This window comes from Streptomyces sp. NPDC047453 (assembly GCF_040643155.1).
In the GTDB taxonomy this organism is placed as follows: domain Bacteria; phylum Actinomycetota; class Actinomycetes; order Streptomycetales; family Streptomycetaceae; genus Streptomyces.
On the sequence record NZ_JBEYTS010000009.1, the window covers coordinates 13,978 to 32,459 of the forward strand.

An 18,482-nucleotide genomic window follows, 5' to 3' on the forward strand; every position below is an offset into this window, starting at 1 on the left:
TGTTCGGTGGATCGCCCACACAGCCGTCGCGGACCCTTGAGCGCCATGCTCCAGTCGACCACGCCCTGAGCGTCAGCGTCTGCCTGGACGTACCGCAGGCCCCTCTCCCATGTGCCGTCCACCGACGACCGGCGCTGCCGCTCGTACACCGTCTTCCGCTTCCCGTACCGTCGTGGAAGGCACGCCACGGATCACCGTCCATAGCCGGATATCCCGTGAGTACTCGTGAGCCCGACTGAGTGACCGAGGCTGTGACCAGGGGCCTCCGACGTGCGGTCACGTGACCGATGGCGCCCGCGCCAGGCGGCACGCAGGCTGGGGACATGGACACCATCGCGCTCGGACACGTGGAGATCACCCGTGTGGTGGAGCTGCCCGCCAAGGGCCGCGCCCGCGACTACGTCTTCCCCGACGTGCCCGTCGAGCACTGGCAGGCGCAGGAGAAGTGGCTCACCCCCACCTTCCTGGACCCGGCCGCCGACGAGGTCCACATGATGATCCAGACCTGGCTCATCCGCAGTGAGGGCCGGACGATCCTGATCGACACCGGTATCGGCAACGACCGGGAGCGCCCGGCCATGCCGTCCTTCCACCATCTGCACACCGACTACCTCGGAGAGCTGGCCGCAGCGGGCGTCCACCCGCAGGACGTGGACACGGTGATCTGCACCCATGTCCACAGCGACCACGTCGGCTGGAACACCTGCCTGACCGACGACGGAGCGTGGCGACCGACCTTCCCCAACGCCCAGTGCGTCATCTCGCGCGCCGACTTCGACTACTGGAACCCGGCCAACGGACACCGGACCCGCTCCGGCCGCCCGATGGCCAACGTCTTCGAGGACAGCGTCGCTCCGGTGCACCAGGCGGGACAGACCGTGCTGTGGGAGGGCGACCACCACGACATCGACACCCAGCTCCGTATCGAGCCCGCCCCCGGCCATACGCCCGGATCCTCCGTCGTATGGCTGCGGTCGGGCACGGAACGAGCGGTGTTCGCCGGGGACCTGTGGCACAGCCCACTGCAGATCGCGGAGCCGGACGACTGCTCCAGCTTCGACGAGGACGAACCCCGCGCACGGATCAGCCGACGCCGGGTGCTGGGGGAGGCCGCGGACCGGGGCGCCCTGCTGTTCCCCGCGCATTTCCCCGGGCCGGGCGCAGCCGAAGTGCGACGCGTCGGCGACCGTTTCGCGGTGAAGGAGTGGGCGGCATGGCGGTGAGGGCGTTACGCCGCATTCTCCTGGCGCCTGGCCCTTCACCCCCTGGTTCCGGATGAGCAACTTGTCGGCTGAGAGCACAAGAACGGCCGCCGAGTGACCTGAATGCGCAGCCCGGCCGCCTCAGAGCCACTGTTGCGATCACGCGGGTGATCGGTATGGAATGAATCGCCGAACGCCTGCTTGCCTCCGACTGCTTGGCCTGCCTGGCCGGTACACAGCGGAGGCGGGCGCCGGATCTTCAAACCGTGACGCTCTGGGAGAATTCATGGCCTCGAAGCCCCCTGTTCCCCCGTTCACCCGGGAGAGTGCGATCGAGAAGGTTCGCCTCGCCGAGGACGCATGGAACACCCGGGACCCCGAGCGTGTGGCCCTCGCCTACACGGTCGACAGTCGCTGGCGTAACCGTGCCGAATTCGTCAATGGGCGCGAGGAGATCGTCGCCTTCCTCACCAGGAAGTGGACCAGGGAGCAGGAGTACCGGCTCATCAAGGAGCTGTGGGCCTTCGAGGGGAACCGCATCGCCGTACGCTTCGCCTACGAGTGCCACGACGACTCGGGCAACTGGTTCCGCTCGTACGGGAACGAGAACTGGGAATTCGACGAGCAGGGCCTGATGCGGGTCCGCCTGGCATGTATCAACGACCTCCCGATCAAGGAGGAGGAACGCAAGTACCACTGGCCCCTCGGCCCTCGTCCCGACGACCACCCGGGACTGAGTGACCTGGGTTTCTAGTTCTCGGGCTGGAGTTGGTTCTGCGCGGTGGTGGGGGACGCGATGACGCCGGCCAGGGAGAGGACGGCGACCGCGATGAGGAAGTAGGCGGGGGAGTAGGGGCTGCCGGTCCAGGAGATCAGCCATGTCCCGGCGTAGGGTGCCACTCCGCCGAAGAGCGCGGCGCCGACGTTGAAGGGGAGGGCGAAGCCGAGGTAGCGGGAGCCGGTGGTGAAGGTCTCGGCGAAGAAGGCGGGGAAGACGGCGTCGTTGAGCGAGAAGATGGCGAGGAAGACGACGAGCACCACGGTCGAGACGGCGATTCCGCCCAGGGACATCACCATCATCAGCGGATAGCTGAGCACGGTCAGGAGGAGGGATGCCGCAAGGAGCATCCTTCTGCGGCCGAACCGGTCCGACAGCGCCGCAGTGCAGGGGATGATGGCGATGTAGCAGGTGAGCGCGATGGTGACCACCAGGTTGGAGTCGGCCTCGCTCATGCCGGTCTCTTCGATGAGGTAGGTCGGAATGTAGCTGAGGAGCAGGTAGTAGCCGCCGGCGTTGAGGGCCATCACCAGCAGCAGGCGCCCCATTTTGGGCACGGAGGTCTTGAACGACCGGCTGCGTCGGGGCTCGACGGATGCGGCCTTCTCCCGCTCGGCGAGCTTACGGAACTCGGGGGTGTCCTCGATCCGGAACCGCAGGTAGAGGCCGACGATCCCCAGCGGTCCGGCCACGAGGAACGGCAGCCGCCAGCCCCAGGACTCCACGGCGCTGGTGGAGAGGTTCGCGTACATCACGGTCGCCATGACGGAGGCGATGAGAAAGCCCGCTCCGGAGCTGAGCGGGACGAAACCGGTGAGCAGTCCGCGCCTTCTGTCCGGGGCGTACTCGGCGATGAACGTTCCGGCGCCCGCGTATTCGCCGGCGGCGGAGAAGCTCTGGACGATCCGCAGCAGTAGGAGGAGCGCGGGGGCGGCGAGGCCGATGGCGGAATAGCCCGGGACCAGGCCGATCGCGAAGGTCGCCCCGGACATCAGGACGATGGTGGTCCCCAGGATGCGCTTGCGGCCGAGCCGGTCTCCGAGGACACCCCACAGCAGCGCGCCGAAGGGCCTGACGAGGAACGCGAGCCCGAATACGGCGAACGTGCTGAGCAGGGCGACGGATCGGTCTGCGGAGGGGAAGAAGACGGCGGCGATGGTCGTGGCGAGATAGCTGTAGGAGGCGTAGTCGAAATACTCGATGAGGGTGCCAAGGCCGCTGGCAGCGATGACGCGACGCAGGACCGCACGGTCCTGGTCCTGCGGTGCTGCGACATGGGTGGGGACGGACAACGGGGGTCTCCTTCCTCCGAATGGCCCGGCATGGCTCGGCGAGGGGGCATCCGGAAGCGGTGAGGGCCACTGGGTATGCGATGGGGCCCTACGATTCCCAGGGACGGCGCGGTGGCCTATCGCCCTGCCGGACTGGCTCGATGACGGCGTTGTCCATGGCGTACATGGCTGTCAGTCCCTGAAGCCGCGCGCCTTGAGCGCCAGCCAGAACTCCGTCTGCGCGTCGACGTTGTCCAGGCTGCGGCCGGTGATCTGGGTGAGCCGGTGTACGCGGTTCCTGATCGTGTGCCGGTGCACGCCGAGACGGAGGGCGCACGCTTCGACCGAGCGGTTCTCGGCCAGCCAGGTGTGGAGCGTCTCGAGGAGCACGTCGCCGTTGGCGGTCGCGTCGATCGGTGCGAGGACGGCGTCGGCGAAGGCGGTGAGGTACTCGTTGTCGGCGACACGCAGGAGGAACTCGTGGGCGGCCCCGTCGACGAAGCCCACGAGGGAGCCGATGCGCTTGCTCGTCTCCAGCGCCGCCCGGGCCTGCCGCAGGGTGCGGGCGGCGCCGGCGGGGGAGACGGCGGTCCCGACGCCCACCGGTGCGTCCACCCCGTACTCCTGGAGCAGGCGTTTGGGGTCCTGGGTCGCGAGGCCTTCGACGAGTCCCTCGTGCACCCTGAGCAGGGGGGTTCCGAGAACGACTGCGAGATCGTCCAGGAGCACCTCGGCATGGGTCTGCGACGTCGCCTCGACGACCACACCCCACAGGGTGGAGGCGCTGATGCCCAGCCCCCGCAGGAAGGCGCGGGCCCGTGTGTCGTCGTCGAGGGTCAGCAGGCGCGCCAGGCGTTGGGCGCGCCGGCGGCGTTCTGGTTCGTCGAGGAACCAGCGCCGCTCGAACTCCAGGGCGAGCAGGGACAGCAGGGTGGGAACGGCGAGGTCGGCCATGGACAGACCGCCGTCGCAGCGGGCGAGGTACCCGCGTACGGTCGTCTCTCCCGCGAACGGGGACACCTCCATGGTGGTGGGTGTGCCGTCGACGGCGACGCTTTCGCAGCGGCCCAGGGCGGGCGGATTCGCCCGCACGCGCGTGGCGATCGCCTCGGCGGCCGCGGCGGGCAGTCCGGGGTTCTTGCCCAGCAGCCGGCCGACACGGTCGAAGACTCCCGCGTGCTCCCCGGTCGAGCGCTGCCACTCCTGCAGCAGCGCGTCGACGGTGCCGCCGCGGGCGACGATCCGGGTCAGTCGCACTTGCAGCGCGAAGGAGTCCTGAACGGTGACGCGTTCGGCTTCGACCTGCCGGGCGATGATCGATTTGGTGATGTGCGGGAAGGCCGTCGTGGCCGGCGCGGACAGCAGCGGGAGGTCGTGCTCCCGGGCCAGGTCGACCAGGAAACCCGGGACCTCACGCAGTGGCGCGCGGGGGCCGATGCCCAGGATCAGCCCCGCCGCCCCGAGCTGGGCGAGTTCACCTATGTAGCCCGCCCACGCCTCGGGTTCCGTGCCGAGCAGGGCTCCGCTCGTCATGACGATCTCGCCTCCCTGGAGCCATGTCCCGGGGAGCGGAAGCTCGGCGGCGTGGGGTGCTGCGACGACGGCGTCCATCCGGGACCCGGCGTGCTCGACCGCGAGGTGCAGACCCTCAAGGCCGGCGACACCGGCCACAGTGAGCGCGTGGGCTGTGTGGTTCATGGCGGGATCGTACGAGGGCCCCGCATCACCCGAGGGGCCATCTCAACCGGCGGACTTGTACGCCGGGGAGATGGCTGCCGCAGTCCGGGCCACCATAGCGTCCAGGCGTCGGAACCGGATGCGCCGCGACAGCGAACCCGCGGTGGCGGCGGCAGACGCACAGCATGGGAAGGGAAGCGATTTGATCAAGCAGAACGAGTACTACGAGGGCCAGGTACGTAGCCTTGAATTCGCCAATACTCAGGGCAAGTTCACGGTCGGCGTCATGGAGCCGGGCGAGTGGACGTTCGAGGCCCCGACCCGCGAGTGGATGATCCTCATCCGCGGCTCCTGGGACGTCAGGCTCCCCGGTTCGTCGGAGTGGAAGACCTTCGGCGAGGGCGACACTTTCCAGATCGAGGGGGATGAGTCCTTCACCGTCCGCATCTCCGACACGGTTGCCTACCTCTGCCCCTACACCTGAGTTTCCCCCGCCCGGACACGCTCGGCGGTCTCTGCATGCCGACGGGATGACGAGCACCTCCGCCGAAGCGGGAACCGCCCGGCGTCCGGCCATGACCGGGCCGGGCGCCGGCCTCCCCCGGGCTCCCTGCGCTGTTCCCAAGGCTTCCGCGCGTGAGTGAGCGCCCATGGCGGTGACCAGTGGCCACCGCCGATATGTGCGCGCCGGGGTTCGCGGTCACTGGCGATGGGCGCGCCATTCGGGGGCGAGGACCGCCCAGATCTCCTTGTCGTGACGGGTGCCGCCGTAGGGCCAGTACTCGCGCCGCACGCCCTCGTGTGTCATGCCGAGCCGCTTGGCCACGGCAGAGCTGCGCTCGTTGTCGGCTCGGCAGTGCCACTCGGCCCGGTGCATCCCCCGGGTGGTGAACGCCCACTCCAGCAAGGTGCGGCACGCCTCCGTCACCAGGCCGTGGCCCTCGGCGGCCGGCTCCAGCCAGCAGCCGATCTCGCACGAACCCCAGGCGGCGTCGAAGGCCACGAACATCACGCCGCCGACCAGCACGTCGTCGAGCCAGATTCCGTAGAGGCGGGCGCCGTCCGCGGCCTGGCGTTCGGCGTACCGGCGCAACGTGGCCCGCGCACCGTCGAGATCGTCGGTGACGAACGCCGGCCCGACCCACGGCCGGATGTGCTCGCGAGCCCGGTCCATGTGGGCGGCGAACTCCTCGGCGTGCCATATCTCGAGCGGACGCAGGTGGGCGTTGTCCCGCAGCGGGAGGGAGAACATGGTGACCCCATTCACACAACAAGCGTTATGGTTATGTACGGTAGCAGCATGCCACGCACCAAGGGGGACCACGAGGCCCGCCGCCGCGACGTCTCCGAAGCGGTCTGGCGGGTGCTGGCCGCGCACGGCTTCCGCGGACTGACGATGCGCGCCGTCGCCGCCGAACTCGACGCGACCACCGGCCTGCTCACCCACTACTTCCCCACTAAGCGCGACCTGGTCGCATACGCCCTCGACCTGCTCGAAGCGCGCAGCGAATCCCGCCTTCGGCGTACCGCGGGGGAAGGGATGTCCGCCGTGAGGGCCGCTCTGCTGGACATCCTGCCGCTGACCGGCGAGGCCACTGTCGGCAACCGGATCTGGGTGTCCTCCTGGGACGCCGCGCTCGCCGACCCCGAGCTGACCGTCGACTACGCCCGCAAGTACGGGCGAAGCCGCGACAAGCTGCGCGACCTGGTCGCCGCAGCCCAACATCTGGGTGAACTGCCCACCGGAGACCCGGCCCGCATCGCGGCCGGGGCCCAGTCCTACGTGCTCGGTCTGGTGGTACAGGCCCTCTTCGACCCCGAGGTGTTCCCACCCCACCGCCAGATCGAGCTCCTCGACGACTACCTGGCGACGCTGGCCTCCCCGCCCCCGTCCGGTGACGGCGACGCGGCCTCATGCTGATGCCACGGACCGAGCAGGGTGAGCAAGTGGGTAACCGTCCCTACGAGTTCACGCTCACACCGACGCGAGTCAAGACCTCGTCCGCCAGTTCCCGGCAGGGACGCTCGCCGTCCAAGAAGACCGTGTCCGCCGGCAAGGTGTCCGCTGCGGCCACGCACTGCTCAATCTGGGCCCTGCACCACTGACGGACAGCCTCGTCACGCTCGGGATCGTGCGGGGCCACACTCCGGGCGTCGATCCGTCGCGCCAGAACTTCGGCGGGGACCTTGAGGAAGAAGTGGTGGATGGCCACCCCCGCTTCCTCCAACGCCCCGAAGACCTCGGCAACGTACGGCGGGTTGGCCAGCGTCATCGGGGTCAGGACCGGACGTTCGTACTCCTCAAGCAGCCCCACGGCCATGCTGACCACCTGCCGCCGCCACAGGCGCAAGTCCTGGAAGTTCCCGGTCGGCACGTCGACGATGCCACGCAATACGTATCCGATCTGCTCGGGGTCGTACACCAAAGCAGCAGGCCAGCGCCGGTGCAACTCGTCGACCAGAGTGGTCTTCCCGCTCCCGAAGGCACCGTTCACCCAGATGATCACGCACATCTCCCGTCTTGGATCACCGTCAACTGGCTCACACGCTATGCCTGGACGACCAACGGTCGACACCGGTGCCAGGCGCCGCAGGGAGTGAAGACGACGGCTTCACCCCACGCGGGAACCTGGTCGAGGAGTCACTCGGCTTCCTGGTGGGAGGCGAAGACTTCGATCATTCGCTCCAGGCCCCGATCGCCGAACATGGTCTCCAGGCTGGTGGCGGACTCGGTAGCGGACGCTTCGCTGCGCGGGAAGAGCGCCTCCTCGTACGCGGCCAGGGCCGTCGCTGTGTCGCCGGGGTGGTCGGCGATCGCCTGGCCGAGTTCGGCTCCGTCGAGCATGCGAGCTGAGCCACCGCCGTCCCCTCGGAGATGAGCCACCCGGGGCGGATCATCGCCGCCAGGTGCGAAGGCCCCGAGGGAGGAAGGTGGCCCCCGGTGCCATGGGCGTCGGCCGCGTTGTCCTGCACCGGGGGCTGCTCGCGCGCCCTGGCGCCGGTGAGCGTGCGACCGACAGGATCGCGCCGACCATGCGCGCGACCTCCTCGTCGCCGTGCCCGGCAGCCTTGGCGGAGGCCCGTATCCGGCGCACCAGATCCGCGGGCAGGTCCGCCGACGAGCCCGCCCATGCGCTCAGGAACGCACCGAGGGCCGTGTGCGCGGCGGCCGGCCAACGTCTGGGTGAGGTACCGCTGATGCGCCCCGAACTCCTTGGCCGGCATGGCCCCGCCCGCCGCGAACAGCAGCGCATTGGCCCGTCGATAGCCGGGATCCACGGGCAGCCCGTGCTCGGCCTCGGCCGCCCGCGCTGCCGCGTAGGCCCGCCCGCAGGCCGGCTCCCGTAGCCGATCAACCGGTGGCCCACGGTGTCCCAGAACCACGGCAGGTGTGCCGGCGGCAGCCGTCTGGCCCGCACCGCCATCACGTCGAGGAACCGACCGGGCTTGGTCCAGGACCGGCCGAGTTCCGTACGCATGTCCTCGATCAGCTCGCGCGCGGTCCCGACCGCGTCCGGGTCGTGCACGCAACCCAGCACGCTGACCGCGACCTGGCAGTTGGCCCGCTTGCCCAACGTCCCGCAGTACTGGCGCGCGACCGCCACCGACATCTTCCCGTCCTTGGGGAACGACACGTCATCGACCACCCAGGCATCTGGGCCGATCAGCGGCACCATGCGCTCCGCGATGCGCCGGAGCACCGGCATCGGATCCCAGGTCGACTGGTTCACGAACTGCTGCAGGTTCTGCTCGTTGCCGTCCGGCAGTCGCTCCGCCATCGGCTGGATCGACTTGCGCCGCCCATCCAGCATCAGCCCTCGCAGGTAGCAGTCACCCTTCGCCCGCTGATCCTTGCGTGGCACCGATGCGAAGACATCCGCTACGAATAACGCCAACTTCGCCCGAGCACGGTTCACTTCATGTGCATCCACAACGTCCAACATGCCCCAAACAGGGCCGAGAAGACCTAACGGAGCCCTACTAGGTCGTGTCGCGGAAGTGCGTGCGGTGACGGACCGGACGTAGTACTCCTGGACAGTCCAGGATCCGTGTCTGTCTGTTCTCCTCGGGAGTCGTCGATGGCCGTTCGCCGTGTCATGCCCATCATCCAGTCAGAGGCTGCGGAGGAGAGCCGGGATTTCTATGGCCTGCTGGGCTTCGAAGAAGTCATGAATCTCGGCTGGATCATGACGCTTGCCTCGCCGTCCAGTCCGTCGGCCCAGGTCAGCGTGATGACCGGTGACAAGACCGCCCCGGTTACCCCCGATCTGAGCGTCGAAGTCGACGACGTGGAGGCGGCTTACGCGATCATGCGGGACAGCGGCGCGGAGATCGTTCACCCTCTGCAGGACGAGGAGTGGGGCGTGCGGCGGTTCTTCGTCCGCGACCCCAACGGCCGTGTGGTCAACGTCCTGAGCCACCGCTGACGCGGGGCCACCGCACGCTTGACCCGGTCGAGGACTCAGCGTGCCAGCAGGTCGCGCAGCGACTTCGCGATCACGTCGGGGGCCTCTTCGGCCATGAAGTGCCCGCAGGAGACGGTCGAGTGGTTCAGGTCGGCGGCCCAGGCGCCCCACAGGGCGGCGGCCTCGTACCCGAGGGCCGCGCCCCAGTCCTGCTGGAGCACCGAGACGGGCATGGTCAGCCTGCGGCCCTCGGCGCGGTCGGCCCTGTCGTGCTCGATGTCGATGCCCGCAGAGGCCCGGTAGTCCGCGACGATGGACGGCACGGCCGCGCGGCACGCGTCCAGATACACCTGTCGGATGGCCGGCGGGACGGCTTCTGGGTCGTTCGCCCAGATGTCCAGGAAGTAGGAGAAGAACGCGTCCGCGCTCGCCTCGATCATCCGCTCCGGCAGGCCGGGCGGCTGAGCCATGAGGTAGAGGTGGAAGCCCACGGCCGCCCGCACGCCGTGCAGCGCCTCCCACATGTCCAGGGTCGGCAGGACGTCCAGGCAGGCCACGTGGGTGATGGTGCCCGGGTGGTCGAGTCCGGCACGGAAGGCCACCAGGGCGCCCCTGTCGTGCCCGGAGAGCGCAAACCGGTCGTGCCCCAGCGCCCGGGCCAGGGCGACGATGTCGTTCGCCATCGTTCGCTTGGAGTAGACGTCCGGCCCGACCTCGGCAGGCTTGTCGCTGTCGCCGTATCCGCGCAGGTCGGGACAGATGACGGTGTGGTCGGCGGCCAGGTTTTCGGCGACGTGCCGCCACATCAGGTGCGTCTGCGGGAAGCCGTGCAGCAGCACGACGGGGGTTCCGGAGCCTCCGACGGCGACGTTCAACTCCACGCCGCCCGCCACCTCCACGCGCCGGTAGTCGAATCCCCTGATGCCGAATGTCATGGTGGTGCCTTTCTTTCCCGGGCCCCGCACCCTCGGCGGGGCCCGCTTCGATGACGCGCCAGGCCGGCCCCGGGCGGACCGGTCCCTGCTTCCGCGTGACACGTCCTGCATGCCCTCGGCCCTGGCGGCGTGCGCCCCGGCCGGTGTCACCAGCATGTGCGCCGCGGATCAGCAACGAATGAACGCTTGTAGGTTTGACCTGGTCAGCGAGAGCGAGTGAGAGGAGCGGGACGGAAGGTGCGCGTGGAATTCGGCGTTCTGGGTGCGGTGACCGCCTGGAACGAGGCCGGGGAGTCCCTGCGCCTCAAGGGGCCGCGGCACCGCGCGGTACTGGCCCGGCTGATCGTCGCCCGACGACGTGTCGTCCCGGTCTCCGTGCTCGCGGAGGACCTGTGGGCGGAGCCGCCCGGCAACGCCGTCGGCTCGCTGCGTACCTTCGTCGGTGATCTGCGGCGCGCCCTGGAACCCGACCGGCCGCCCCGCACGCCGCCGCGCCTGCTGATCACAGAGGGATCCGGCTACGTGCTGCGCGTACCGCAGGAGGACGTCGACGCGTGGCGGTTCGAGCAGGCCGTGGTGTCCCTTGCGGAAGCCGGTCCCGCCCGGGTGGCGGAGGGCCTGGGCGAGGCGCTCGGCTGGTGGCGGGGTCCCGCGTTCGCCGACTTCGGCGACGAGCGGTGGCTGCGCTCGGAGCGCTCCCGGCTGACCGAACTGCGCCTGCAGGCCGTCGAGCGCCGGGCGGACGCACGCATCGCCCTGGGCCGGGCGGCCGAGGCGGTGCCCGACCTCGACGCGCACGTGACCGACCACCCGTGGCGCGAGGACGCCTGGCGGCTGCTGGCGCTGGCCCTGTACCGGTCGGGCCGGCAGGCCGACGCATTGTCGGTGCTGCGCCGGGCCCGCGACATGCTCCGCGACCAGTTGGGCGTGGACCCCGGCCCACGGCTGCGACGGCTGGAGGAGGACGTATTGCGTCAGGCCGACCACCTGGACCCCGACGCCGGCGCCTCGGCGGACCGGGTGTGGGCGCAGGCGACGGCCGCGTACGAGAGCACACTGGGCTCGCGGGCCCGCACCCGGCTGGAGTCCACCGTGGGTCTGATGCGGGACCTCGCGGTCACCGGAGGGGGCGGTCTGGAGGCCGCCCGCCGCCACCGGGTGGCCGCGGTCGCGGCCGCGGAGCAACTCGACGATCCGGAGCTGACGGCGCGCGTCATCGGGGTCTACGACGTCCCCGCGGTCTGGACCCGCTCCGACGATCCGGAGCAGGCCCGATGGCTGGTGGACTCCGCGGAGCGCACCCTGCGCTCGCTGACCCCGGGTACGCACGACGCGGCGCGCTGCCGCCTGCTGGCGACCATCGCGGTGGAGTCGCGCGGCACTCTGCCCGTCGACGGACCGGCGTCCGGGGCGCCTGCCCGCCCACTCCGGGCCGCCAGGCAGGCGGAGGAGATCGCCCGGCGTCTCGACGACGCCGCGCTCCTGGCGTTCGCCCTCAACGGGACGTTCATGCAGTCGTTCTGGCGGGCCGGGCTCGCTGCCCGCCGCGACGCGATCGGCAGCGAGATCGTGGCGCTCTCCACCCATCACGGCCTGGTGCGGTACGAGGTGCTCGGCCGTCTGATCCGGATCCAGGCGCGGTGCGCCCTGGCGGACCTGGCTGCGGCCGACCGGCACGCGAGCGCGGTGGGTGTGCTGGCGGATCGCCACGAGCTGCCGCTGGCATCGGTGTTCACGACCTGGTACCGCGCGCTGCGCACTGCCACGACCGGCTCGCGCGAGGCCGCCGAGGACGCCTACGAGGAGGCCGCCGGGTCGCTGCGCGGCGCGGGGATGCCCGGGCTGGAACGCGGACTGCTGCCGCTGGCCCGGCTGTGCGTGCGCTTGCGGCACGGGGCACCGCCGACCGGCGTGGACGAGAACGCCGACTGGGGTCCGTACGAGCCGTGGATCCGCCCCCTGCTGCTGGCGGAGGGCGGCCGGACCGAGGAGGCCGGTGCGGCGCTGCGCGCCATCTCGTCACCACCACGCGACCTGATGTTCGAGGCGCTGTGGTGTCTGATCGCCCGAGCGGCGGTCGCCGTGGGGGACCGGGACATGATGGCGCGGGCGCATACGCAGCTGGTACCCGCGTCCACCGAGGTGGCGGGCGCCGGGAGCGGCCTGATCACCATGGGGCCGGTGGCGGAGCAACTGGCCGCGCTGGAGGAGGCACTGCGCTGACCCCGGCGGGCAGGCACACGATGATGCGTAGTCCTGTCACCGGCGCCGTCGCGTGGCATCGAGCGCGCGGCGAGATGGCCCGTGCGCGTTCTCCGCATGTCTTCGTCGCGAACACGGTTCCGCATCGGACGGTCTTGGCGATCAGCGGCGGGGCGGTCGAACGCCGTTGGTCGATCCGCGGGCACGAGCCGTTCCAGGACGTGGCGCTCGTCGAAGGAAACACACGGGACCTCGCTCAGGTTGCTCGGGCCGAGGAAGCCTGCCAGGACGGGACGGAGTTGGCTGAAATCCGCCGCGCCGCGCCGTTGGTGCACCTCACCGGGCGCTTCGAGGTGACCGACCGCGATCCGTTGTCGGCTCTCCTTCGGCTCAGCCGCGGCTGTCAGAGGTGCACAGTACGGTCCTGTTATGGCAGCCAGAATCGATCTGACCCTCGATTGCGCAGACGCGAAGCTTCTCGCCGGGTTTTGGAAGGCGGCCCTGGGATATGTGGACGAGCCGCCACCCGCGCCCTTCAGAACCCGCGAGGAGTGGCTCGCGCAGTTCGATCTTCCGGAGGACGATTCCGCGGACGATGGTGCGTGGCTCTGCGACCCCGATGGCGCCGGTCCCCGGCTCTGCATCCTCGAGGTCCCTGAGCCCAAGACCGCGAAGAACCGACTCCACATCGACGTCCGGGTGCCGGGACACGGCAGCCTCGGTGAGCGGTGGGCGCGGATCAGAGCTGAGTCCGAGCGGTTGGTGAAGGCGGGCGGAGTCGTCCTGGAGGAGTTTGAGAGGCACCATATGGTGATGGCCGACCCGGAGGGCAATGAGTTCTGCGTCGCCGCGACCTCGGCGTGACGTCGGCCGTCAAGACCACAACTCGGTCTTGACGGCCGACGTCACGCAGGACTCCGGATCAGCCAACAGCGTCTCGGAGGGCCGGGCGCCGACTGGTCGGGCGCCACGGCCGCGGCGTCAGGCGCAGTGGAACTTCGCGTCCGCCCAGTCGCCGTGGTCGCCGGACTTCGTGCCGTCGGTGTCGGTGATGACGAGATGGACGTGACGGCCGCCGTTCAGCGGCACGTTCACCGGCACGGGGTCGGACTTGCCGCTGACGGTGGGGGAGGACCACAGCGTCTTTCCGTCGGCGACGACGGAGAAGGAGACGCCGCCGTAGCCGTTGATCTCGTCGTCGATGCCGACGGTGGCGGTGAACGAGGAGCACTGGCCGCCGAGCCAGAACTCGATGTCGGAGTTGGCGTGCGCGCCGATGCCCTTGGCGTAGGTGGTGCCGTTCAGGGTGAGCGTGTGGCCGTCATTGGCCGCCGACTCCCCGTTGCTGCGGTCGCGTTCGGGCGGCCCCCAGCCGTTGGTGGCGTTCAGCCACGGCAGATCACTGGCCCACGCGTCACCCTTGGGCGGGGCCGGCATGGTGCGCACCGCCGTCCGTTGCGTGGCGACCGTGTCCTCACCCGCCGCCCGGTAGCGGGCGGTGCCGGTCAGCACGGCCTCGCTCACACCGGCGTCGGCCGGCGCGGTCACGGTGAACTCCGCGCTCGCCCGTTCCCCCGGCTCCAGACGGCCGACCGTCCGTGCCGGCGAGACGGTCCAGCCGTCGGGTGCGCTCACGGACAGCTCGGTGGCCCCGGCGCCCGTGCCACCCGCGGTGAAACCGACCGTGACCTTCTCGGACACACCGGCGCCGATCTCCTCGGGTGGCGTGACCGAGACCGTGCCGGTCGCCCCGGGGACCTTGCCACCCACCGCGCTCGCGCCGTCCACGTCGACCTGGAAGGCCCGGTCGGTGCTGATGCTGCGGGTCTTGATCTGGACGACCCCGCCCCGGTCGGAGGTGTCGTACCACCAGCCCTGGTCGGCGGCGTCGAAGGCGACCTTGGAGGTGAACCGGGGCAGCGTACCGTCGTCCAGGCCCACGTGGTGCGGGGCGGAGCCGGTGTGCACGGTGAACCGGTAGGGGCGGCTCTTCTGCTTGCCGGCGAAGTCACCGGCGTCGGCGCCGACGGCGATGCGCATCGGTCCCGCTCCGCTGTCCGGGGCGGTCACCGTCACCCGCTGCTCGGCGTACTTGCCCTGCCGGTGCTGACGGGTGACACCGTCGTCCTCGTACAGGGTGAAGGAGGTGCGGCCCTGCGGGTAGACGTCCCAGGCGAGCGGGGAGTCCGCGGTGCGGTCCTGGTAGGAGTTGATGCCGGGCCACATCGGTATCGACGCCCCCGCCTTGACGAACAGCGGCAGCGTGTCCAGCGGAGCCTGGTAGCCGTCGACCGTGGTCGGACCGTGGTAGGTGCGCCCGGACCAGTAGTCGATCCAGTCGCCCTTGGGCAGGTAGATGCCGTCTCGGACGGTGGTGTCGCGGTAGACGGGCGCCACCAGGAAGTCCTCACCGGTGAGGAACTCGTACTTGGCGGCGTCACTCGCCGCCTTCGGGTCGTCGGGGTACTCCAGTGCCAGCGGCCGTACGGCGCCGACACCGGTGCGGTTGGCCTGCGCCGCGTAGGTGTACATGTACGGCAGCAGGGATTCCTTCAGCTTGAGGTACTTGCGGTTGATGGTGGTGTACGGCTCCCCGTACTGGTAGGGCTGCTTGTCCTTGGCGGCCCAGCCGTCCATCGTCATCACGGCCGGCAGGAACGACTTCCACTGCAGGTCGCGGGTGTAGGTCTTGGCGCTGCCACCGAAGATGCCGTCGACGTCGCCGCTGGTGTACGCGAGACCCGACATGGTGGCGCCGGCGTACGTGGGTATCTGCCAGCGGATGTAGTCCCAGGTGCCGGACTGGTCACCGCTCCACTGCACGCCGCAGCGCTGGGCGCCGGCCCAACTCTCCGGGGCCCAGGTGAAGCCGCGCGCGTCGCTGTTTTCCTCGATGCCGCGATAGGCGGCCTTGCACCCGTCCAGGGCGAACTTGTAACCGGAGCCCACCCAGGCAACGTCCAGCTTGGCCACCCGCTGGCCCGCCTTGACCTGGTCGGCCAGCTTGTCCAGACCGTCCTGGGTCCACAGGCCCATCTGCATCTTGCGGTCGTTGAGGCCCTTGGCGGTCTCGGCGAGGTTCTCGTAGCCGCAGCCGTAGCCGTCGTTGACGAGCATCCAGCCCAGCGGCATGTCGTTCTTGACGTAGTCGTCGGCGACCTTGAGGGCGTCCAGGGTGCGCCGCTCGCCGCGGTTGGCGTTGTGTAGATAGCAGTCGGAGTCGCCGACCTCCAGGCCGTAGATCGGAGGAAGCATGGGGCGCCCGGTGAGCTTGGTGTACTGGCCGATGACGTCCTTGGAGGAATCGCCCGCGAAGTAGTAGGCGTCGAAGCGGTTCTCCTGCTCGGTGGCGGTGACCGGGTCGGCGAAGGCGTAGGTGCCGGGGGCGTAGGTGTTGCGGTAGACGCCGTAGCCCGCCGAGGAGAGGTAGAACGGCACCGAGTTGGGGTGCCCGCCCTCGTTCCAGTTGTAGTCGACGCCCACCTTGAGCGTCTTGCCGCGATGCGAGGTGCTGCCGCTGCCGTTCTGCTCGCCCGTGCCGTAGAACTGCTCGTCGGCGCCGCGCGTGAGCGTCTGGGTGGTGGCGGTGCCGTCCCAGCTGATGCCGCGGGTCTCCTCCCACAGGCGGGTGCCGTCGGCGCGGTACAGGGCGAACCGCAGTGGCGACTTGTACACCCGCAGGGTCACCTTGTTCGTCGACAGCTCGTAGCGGTCGCCGCGGTCGGTCCAGCGGGTGGCCGGCGGATCGCCCTGAGGCAGCACGATGTCGCCGCCGACGGGGTCGGTGAACGTGCCGTCGGGGGCCACCTCGATGCGGAAGGTGTCGGCCGAGACGAAACTGACCCGGGCCTTCGCCGTGCCCGCCGTGAAGGTGTAGGCGGCGCCGGACTGCGAGAACCCGGTCACCGCCCCGATGACGGTCGGGGTCCCGGCGGCGCTGGCCGCCGCCGCTCCGGCCGGCACGGCCGGTCCGACCTCGGCCGCCAGGACGGCGAACAGAGCCGTGGCGGCCAGAACCGCCCCTCTGGAACGGAAAGCCTTGCGTCTGCGGGATGGAGCGCTCATGTCGATCCCTTCGCACACGTCGATCGGCGTGGGGCGGTTGCTTGAACTTGCTTGATACGCCGCTGAATCAAGCACAACCAATCACGCGGAGAAGGTATAGCGCACAGGGAACGCCTGTGACCAGAGCGCGTACAGGGTGAGGTGAACGTGGATGCCGGACGGCAGGGCGGCACGGCGTCGGCGGCTGGATGGCACGCGTGCGGCTCTGCGCCGGTAGCGGCTGCGGCAGATCGGCTCCCCTCCGCCGACGCGGAGACGTCACTCGTCGACCTGCGACCGGGCGCGCGCACCGGCCTGAACGCCGTCCGGCGGCTTTCCGTACGTGTCGAAACATGTCGAAGCGACGGGCCTTCGGCATGGTGCGCGCCGAAGGCCCGTCGCTGTGTGGTGGTACGCCCGCCGAAGTCCCTTCAACGAGCCCGGTCGTGGCGGACCTGAGGACCTGTCACGGAACCAGTGCGACAGGGAGCCTCTCAAGTCCTCGGAAGGCGGGGAACGGGACCTTGAGCCATTCGGCCTCGGACGCCGGGAAATCGAGTTCGATCTTCGGGAACCTCTGGAAGAGCGTGGTCAACGCCGTGCGCATTTCCATTCTGGCCAACGGCGCACCGAGGCAGTAATGTGCCCCGCTGCCGAAGCCGAGGTGCGCGCTCTGCAGACCCTCCCGCTTCACATCGAAGGTGTCGGGGCAGGCGAACCTCTCCGGGTCCCGGTTCGCGGAGGCGACCGCGATCTGTACGAGGGAACCCTTGGGAATGAGCGTGCCTCTGATGTCGATGTCCTCCAGCGCATGCCGGAACGTCGCGTTCTCGACCGATCCCTCGAAGCGGATGACCTCCTCGATGGCGTTCGGAAGAAGTTCCGGATCCTCCAGGACCTCCTGCAGCTGATCGCGGTGGGTCAACAGGTTGAACACGGCGTTGCCGATGAGGTAAGCGGTCGTCTTGTGGCCGGCGAAGAGCAGCACCCACAGGGTCGACAGAAGCTCGCCGTCAGTCATGGCGCCCTGCTCGTCCTGCGTCCGGATCAGGTCGCTGAGCAGGTCGTCGGACGCGTTCTTGCGCTTCCGCAGGATGAGATCGGCGAAGTAGTCCCGCAGCGCTCCCTCGGCCTCTGCCAGTTTTTCCTTGTCCTTTTTGCTGAATCCGGTGCGCGCGACGGTGGTGCACCATTTCTGAGCTTCCGCGCGCTCGGCCTCGGGAATTCCGATGAGCTCGCAGATCACGATGAGCGGGAGCGGGAAGGCGAAGGACGACAGCAGGTCGATGGGTGCGTCGGTGGCACAGCGGTCCAGCAGTTCGTCGGTGATCTGCTGAATACGAGGACCCAAGGACTCGATTCGGCGCGGACTGAACGCGCGGTTGACGATGCGCCGCAGTCGCGTGTGCTTGGGCGGGTCCGAGAAGAGCATGTTGTCGTCGAGCGCGATGGACGAGTCACCGAAAATGGTGTGGTACGCGTCCATGGCCGCGTACATGTCCTTGCTGATGCGCGGATCCGTCAGCGCGGCCTTGGCGTCGTCGTACCGGGTGATCAGATAGGTCTCCACCCCGTGCGGGGGAGAAAGACGGCACACCGGGGCCGACTCGCGCAGGCACGCGTACACCGGATAGGGGTTGGCGCGATACGCCGCTGAACCACGCGAGGCCGCCGCGATCGCGTCCGCTGTCGAGTCCGTCGTGTCCCGTTCGTCGAGCTGAGTCATCATCCCGGCCTTTCTCACAGCTTCCGCCCCGGCCACGGGACAGCAGATGTACGACTTACGATCCACCGGTCCCCGGAAGAGCCCCGTACGTAACGCAATTCGCCCGATCGCACCTACCGGCCTCTCGCACGGTCGTTGGAGCCCGTGTCCACGGGCCGCGGCGAGGCGGATTTGCCGCTGATCGGGTGATCGCTGCTTATCGGCTCGCCGCGCATGGCAAAAGAACTGAGAGCGAGTCACG

14 protein-coding genes and 3 pseudogenes are annotated in these 18,482 nt (G+C 69.5%); 7 read left to right on the forward strand and 10 right to left on the reverse strand.

The genetic code is table 11. The annotated features are described in order from the left end of the window. Positions 1-44: 44 nt before the first annotated feature. A pseudogene (locus tag ABZ818_RS11040) lies at positions 45-196 on the reverse strand (IS5/IS1182 family transposase); the annotation flags it as partial. Between the two features lie 127 nt (positions 197-323). Here ABZ818_RS11040 and ABZ818_RS11045 point away from each other — a divergent pair. Next, on the forward strand, positions 324-1,223 hold the full coding sequence (locus ABZ818_RS11045) for an MBL fold metallo-hydrolase (protein ID WP_361412907.1): 900 nt from the start codon (positions 324-326) through the stop codon (positions 1,221-1,223). A 265-nt stretch (positions 1,224-1,488) separates the two neighbouring features. Continuing rightward, complete coding sequence (locus ABZ818_RS11050; RefSeq protein ID WP_361412908.1) at positions 1,489-1,956, forward strand: nuclear transport factor 2 family protein; 468 nt, start codon at positions 1,489-1,491, stop codon at positions 1,954-1,956. On the opposite strand, the gene ABZ818_RS11055 is transcribed toward ABZ818_RS11050, so the two are convergent. Both ABZ818_RS11055 and ABZ818_RS11060 read right to left on the reverse strand, forming a co-directional pair. Continuing rightward, positions 1,953-3,272, reverse strand: coding sequence for an MFS transporter (locus ABZ818_RS11055; RefSeq protein WP_361412909.1), 1,320 nt, complete (start codon positions 3,270-3,272; stop codon positions 1,953-1,955). The two genes, ABZ818_RS11050 and ABZ818_RS11055, sit on opposite strands and share 4 nt — an antisense overlap. 171 nt (positions 3,273-3,443) lie before the next feature. Further along, positions 3,444-4,949 carry a PucR family transcriptional regulator ligand-binding domain-containing protein gene (locus tag ABZ818_RS11060; RefSeq protein WP_361412910.1) on the reverse strand — a complete coding sequence of 502 codons (1,506 nt, stop codon included), beginning with the start codon at positions 4,947-4,949 and terminating at the stop codon, positions 3,444-3,446. A 181-nt stretch (positions 4,950-5,130) separates the two neighbouring features. Between ABZ818_RS11060 and ABZ818_RS11065 the strand changes: the two genes are divergently transcribed. Beyond that, positions 5,131-5,412, forward strand: a complete 282-nt coding sequence (locus ABZ818_RS11065; RefSeq protein ID WP_361412911.1) for a pyrimidine/purine nucleoside phosphorylase — start codon at positions 5,131-5,133, stop codon at positions 5,410-5,412. Between the two features lie 216 nt (positions 5,413-5,628). Here the strand turns inward: ABZ818_RS11065 and ABZ818_RS11070 are convergent, their stop codons facing one another. Further along, the gene (locus ABZ818_RS11070; protein WP_361413055.1) at positions 5,629-6,180 is read right to left on the reverse strand and encodes a GNAT family protein; all 552 of its coding nucleotides are present in this window, start codon (positions 6,178-6,180) and stop codon (positions 5,629-5,631) included. Between the two features lie 48 nt (positions 6,181-6,228). Between ABZ818_RS11070 and ABZ818_RS11075 the strand changes: the two genes are divergently transcribed. Beyond that, complete coding sequence (locus ABZ818_RS11075) at positions 6,229-6,849, forward strand: TetR/AcrR family transcriptional regulator (protein ID WP_361412912.1); 621 nt, start codon at positions 6,229-6,231, stop codon at positions 6,847-6,849. A 40-nt stretch (positions 6,850-6,889) separates the two neighbouring features. Here the strand turns inward: ABZ818_RS11075 and ABZ818_RS11080 are convergent, their stop codons facing one another. The 3 genes and pseudogenes from ABZ818_RS11080 to ABZ818_RS11090 all read right to left on the reverse strand — a co-directional run. Beyond that, positions 6,890-7,435: an AAA family ATPase gene (locus tag ABZ818_RS11080; protein WP_361412913.1), complete on the reverse strand. Its 546-nt coding sequence runs from the start codon at positions 7,433-7,435 to the stop codon at positions 6,890-6,892. 134 nt (positions 7,436-7,569) lie between these two features. Beyond that, positions 7,570-7,797 (reverse strand): annotated as a pseudogene (locus tag ABZ818_RS11085) (FAD-dependent monooxygenase); the annotation flags it as partial. A gap of 667 nt (positions 7,798-8,464) precedes the next feature. Further along, positions 8,465-8,860: pseudogene (locus ABZ818_RS11090) on the reverse strand (transposase); the annotation flags it as partial. A gap of 147 nt (positions 8,861-9,007) precedes the next feature. Between ABZ818_RS11090 and ABZ818_RS11095 the strand changes: the two are divergent. Continuing rightward, positions 9,008-9,355 (forward strand): VOC family protein, encoded by a 348-nt coding sequence (locus ABZ818_RS11095; RefSeq protein WP_361412914.1) that lies wholly within the window; start codon positions 9,008-9,010, stop codon positions 9,353-9,355. 35 nt (positions 9,356-9,390) lie between these two features. On the opposite strand, the gene ABZ818_RS11100 is transcribed toward ABZ818_RS11095, so the two are convergent. Beyond that, positions 9,391-10,269 carry an alpha/beta hydrolase gene (locus ABZ818_RS11100; protein WP_361412915.1) on the reverse strand — a complete coding sequence of 293 codons (879 nt, stop codon included), beginning with the start codon at positions 10,267-10,269 and terminating at the stop codon, positions 9,391-9,393. Between the two features lie 237 nt (positions 10,270-10,506). Here ABZ818_RS11100 and ABZ818_RS11105 point away from each other — a divergent pair, with 237 nt between their 5' ends. Both ABZ818_RS11105 and ABZ818_RS11110 read left to right on the forward strand, forming a co-directional pair. Further along, positions 10,507-12,492, forward strand: coding sequence for an AfsR/SARP family transcriptional regulator (locus ABZ818_RS11105; protein ID WP_361412916.1), 1,986 nt, complete (start codon positions 10,507-10,509; stop codon positions 12,490-12,492). A gap of 408 nt (positions 12,493-12,900) precedes the next feature. Beyond that, the gene (locus ABZ818_RS11110; RefSeq protein WP_361412917.1) at positions 12,901-13,335 is read left to right on the forward strand and encodes a VOC family protein; all 435 of its coding nucleotides are present in this window, start codon (positions 12,901-12,903) and stop codon (positions 13,333-13,335) included. A 117-nt stretch (positions 13,336-13,452) separates the two neighbouring features. Here ABZ818_RS11110 and ABZ818_RS11115 read toward each other — a convergent pair whose 3' ends face one another. Then, positions 13,453-16,536: an NPCBM/NEW2 domain-containing protein gene (locus ABZ818_RS11115; protein WP_361412918.1), complete on the reverse strand. Its 3,084-nt coding sequence runs from the start codon at positions 16,534-16,536 to the stop codon at positions 13,453-13,455. A gap of 445 nt (positions 16,537-16,981) precedes the next feature. Beyond that, on the reverse strand, positions 16,982-18,241 hold the full coding sequence (locus ABZ818_RS11120) for a cytochrome P450 (protein ID WP_361413056.1): 1,260 nt from the start codon (positions 18,239-18,241) through the stop codon (positions 16,982-16,984). Between the last annotated feature and the right edge of the window lie 241 nt (positions 18,242-18,482).

What these genes read in the sequence shown, in the direction of transcription:
- ABZ818_RS11045 (WP_361412907.1), top strand. Translation starts at nt 324, where the DNA reads ATGGACACCATCGCGCTCGGACACGTGGAGATCACCCGTGTGGTGGAG.
- ABZ818_RS11050 (WP_361412908.1), top strand. Translation starts at nt 1,489, where the DNA reads ATGGCCTCGAAGCCCCCTGTTCCCCCGTTCACCCGGGAGAGTGCGATC.
- ABZ818_RS11060 (WP_361412910.1), bottom strand. Translation starts at nt 4,949, where the DNA reads ATGAACCACACAGCCCACGCGCTCACTGTGGCCGGTGTCGCCGGCCTT.
- ABZ818_RS11070 (WP_361413055.1), bottom strand. Translation starts at nt 6,180, where the DNA reads ATGTTCTCCCTCCCGCTGCGGGACAACGCCCACCTGCGTCCGCTCGAG.
- ABZ818_RS11075 (WP_361412912.1), top strand. Translation starts at nt 6,229, where the DNA reads ATGCCACGCACCAAGGGGGACCACGAGGCCCGCCGCCGCGACGTCTCC.
- ABZ818_RS11095 (WP_361412914.1), top strand. Translation starts at nt 9,008, where the DNA reads ATGGCCGTTCGCCGTGTCATGCCCATCATCCAGTCAGAGGCTGCGGAG.
- ABZ818_RS11100 (WP_361412915.1), bottom strand. Translation starts at nt 10,269, where the DNA reads ATGACATTCGGCATCAGGGGATTCGACTACCGGCGCGTGGAGGTGGCG.
- ABZ818_RS11110 (WP_361412917.1), top strand. Translation starts at nt 12,901, where the DNA reads ATGGCAGCCAGAATCGATCTGACCCTCGATTGCGCAGACGCGAAGCTT.
- ABZ818_RS11115 (WP_361412918.1), bottom strand. Translation starts at nt 16,536, where the DNA reads ATGAGCGCTCCATCCCGCAGACGCAAGGCTTTCCGTTCCAGAGGGGCG.
- ABZ818_RS11120 (WP_361413056.1), bottom strand. Translation starts at nt 18,241, where the DNA reads ATGACTCAGCTCGACGAACGGGACACGACGGACTCGACAGCGGACGCG.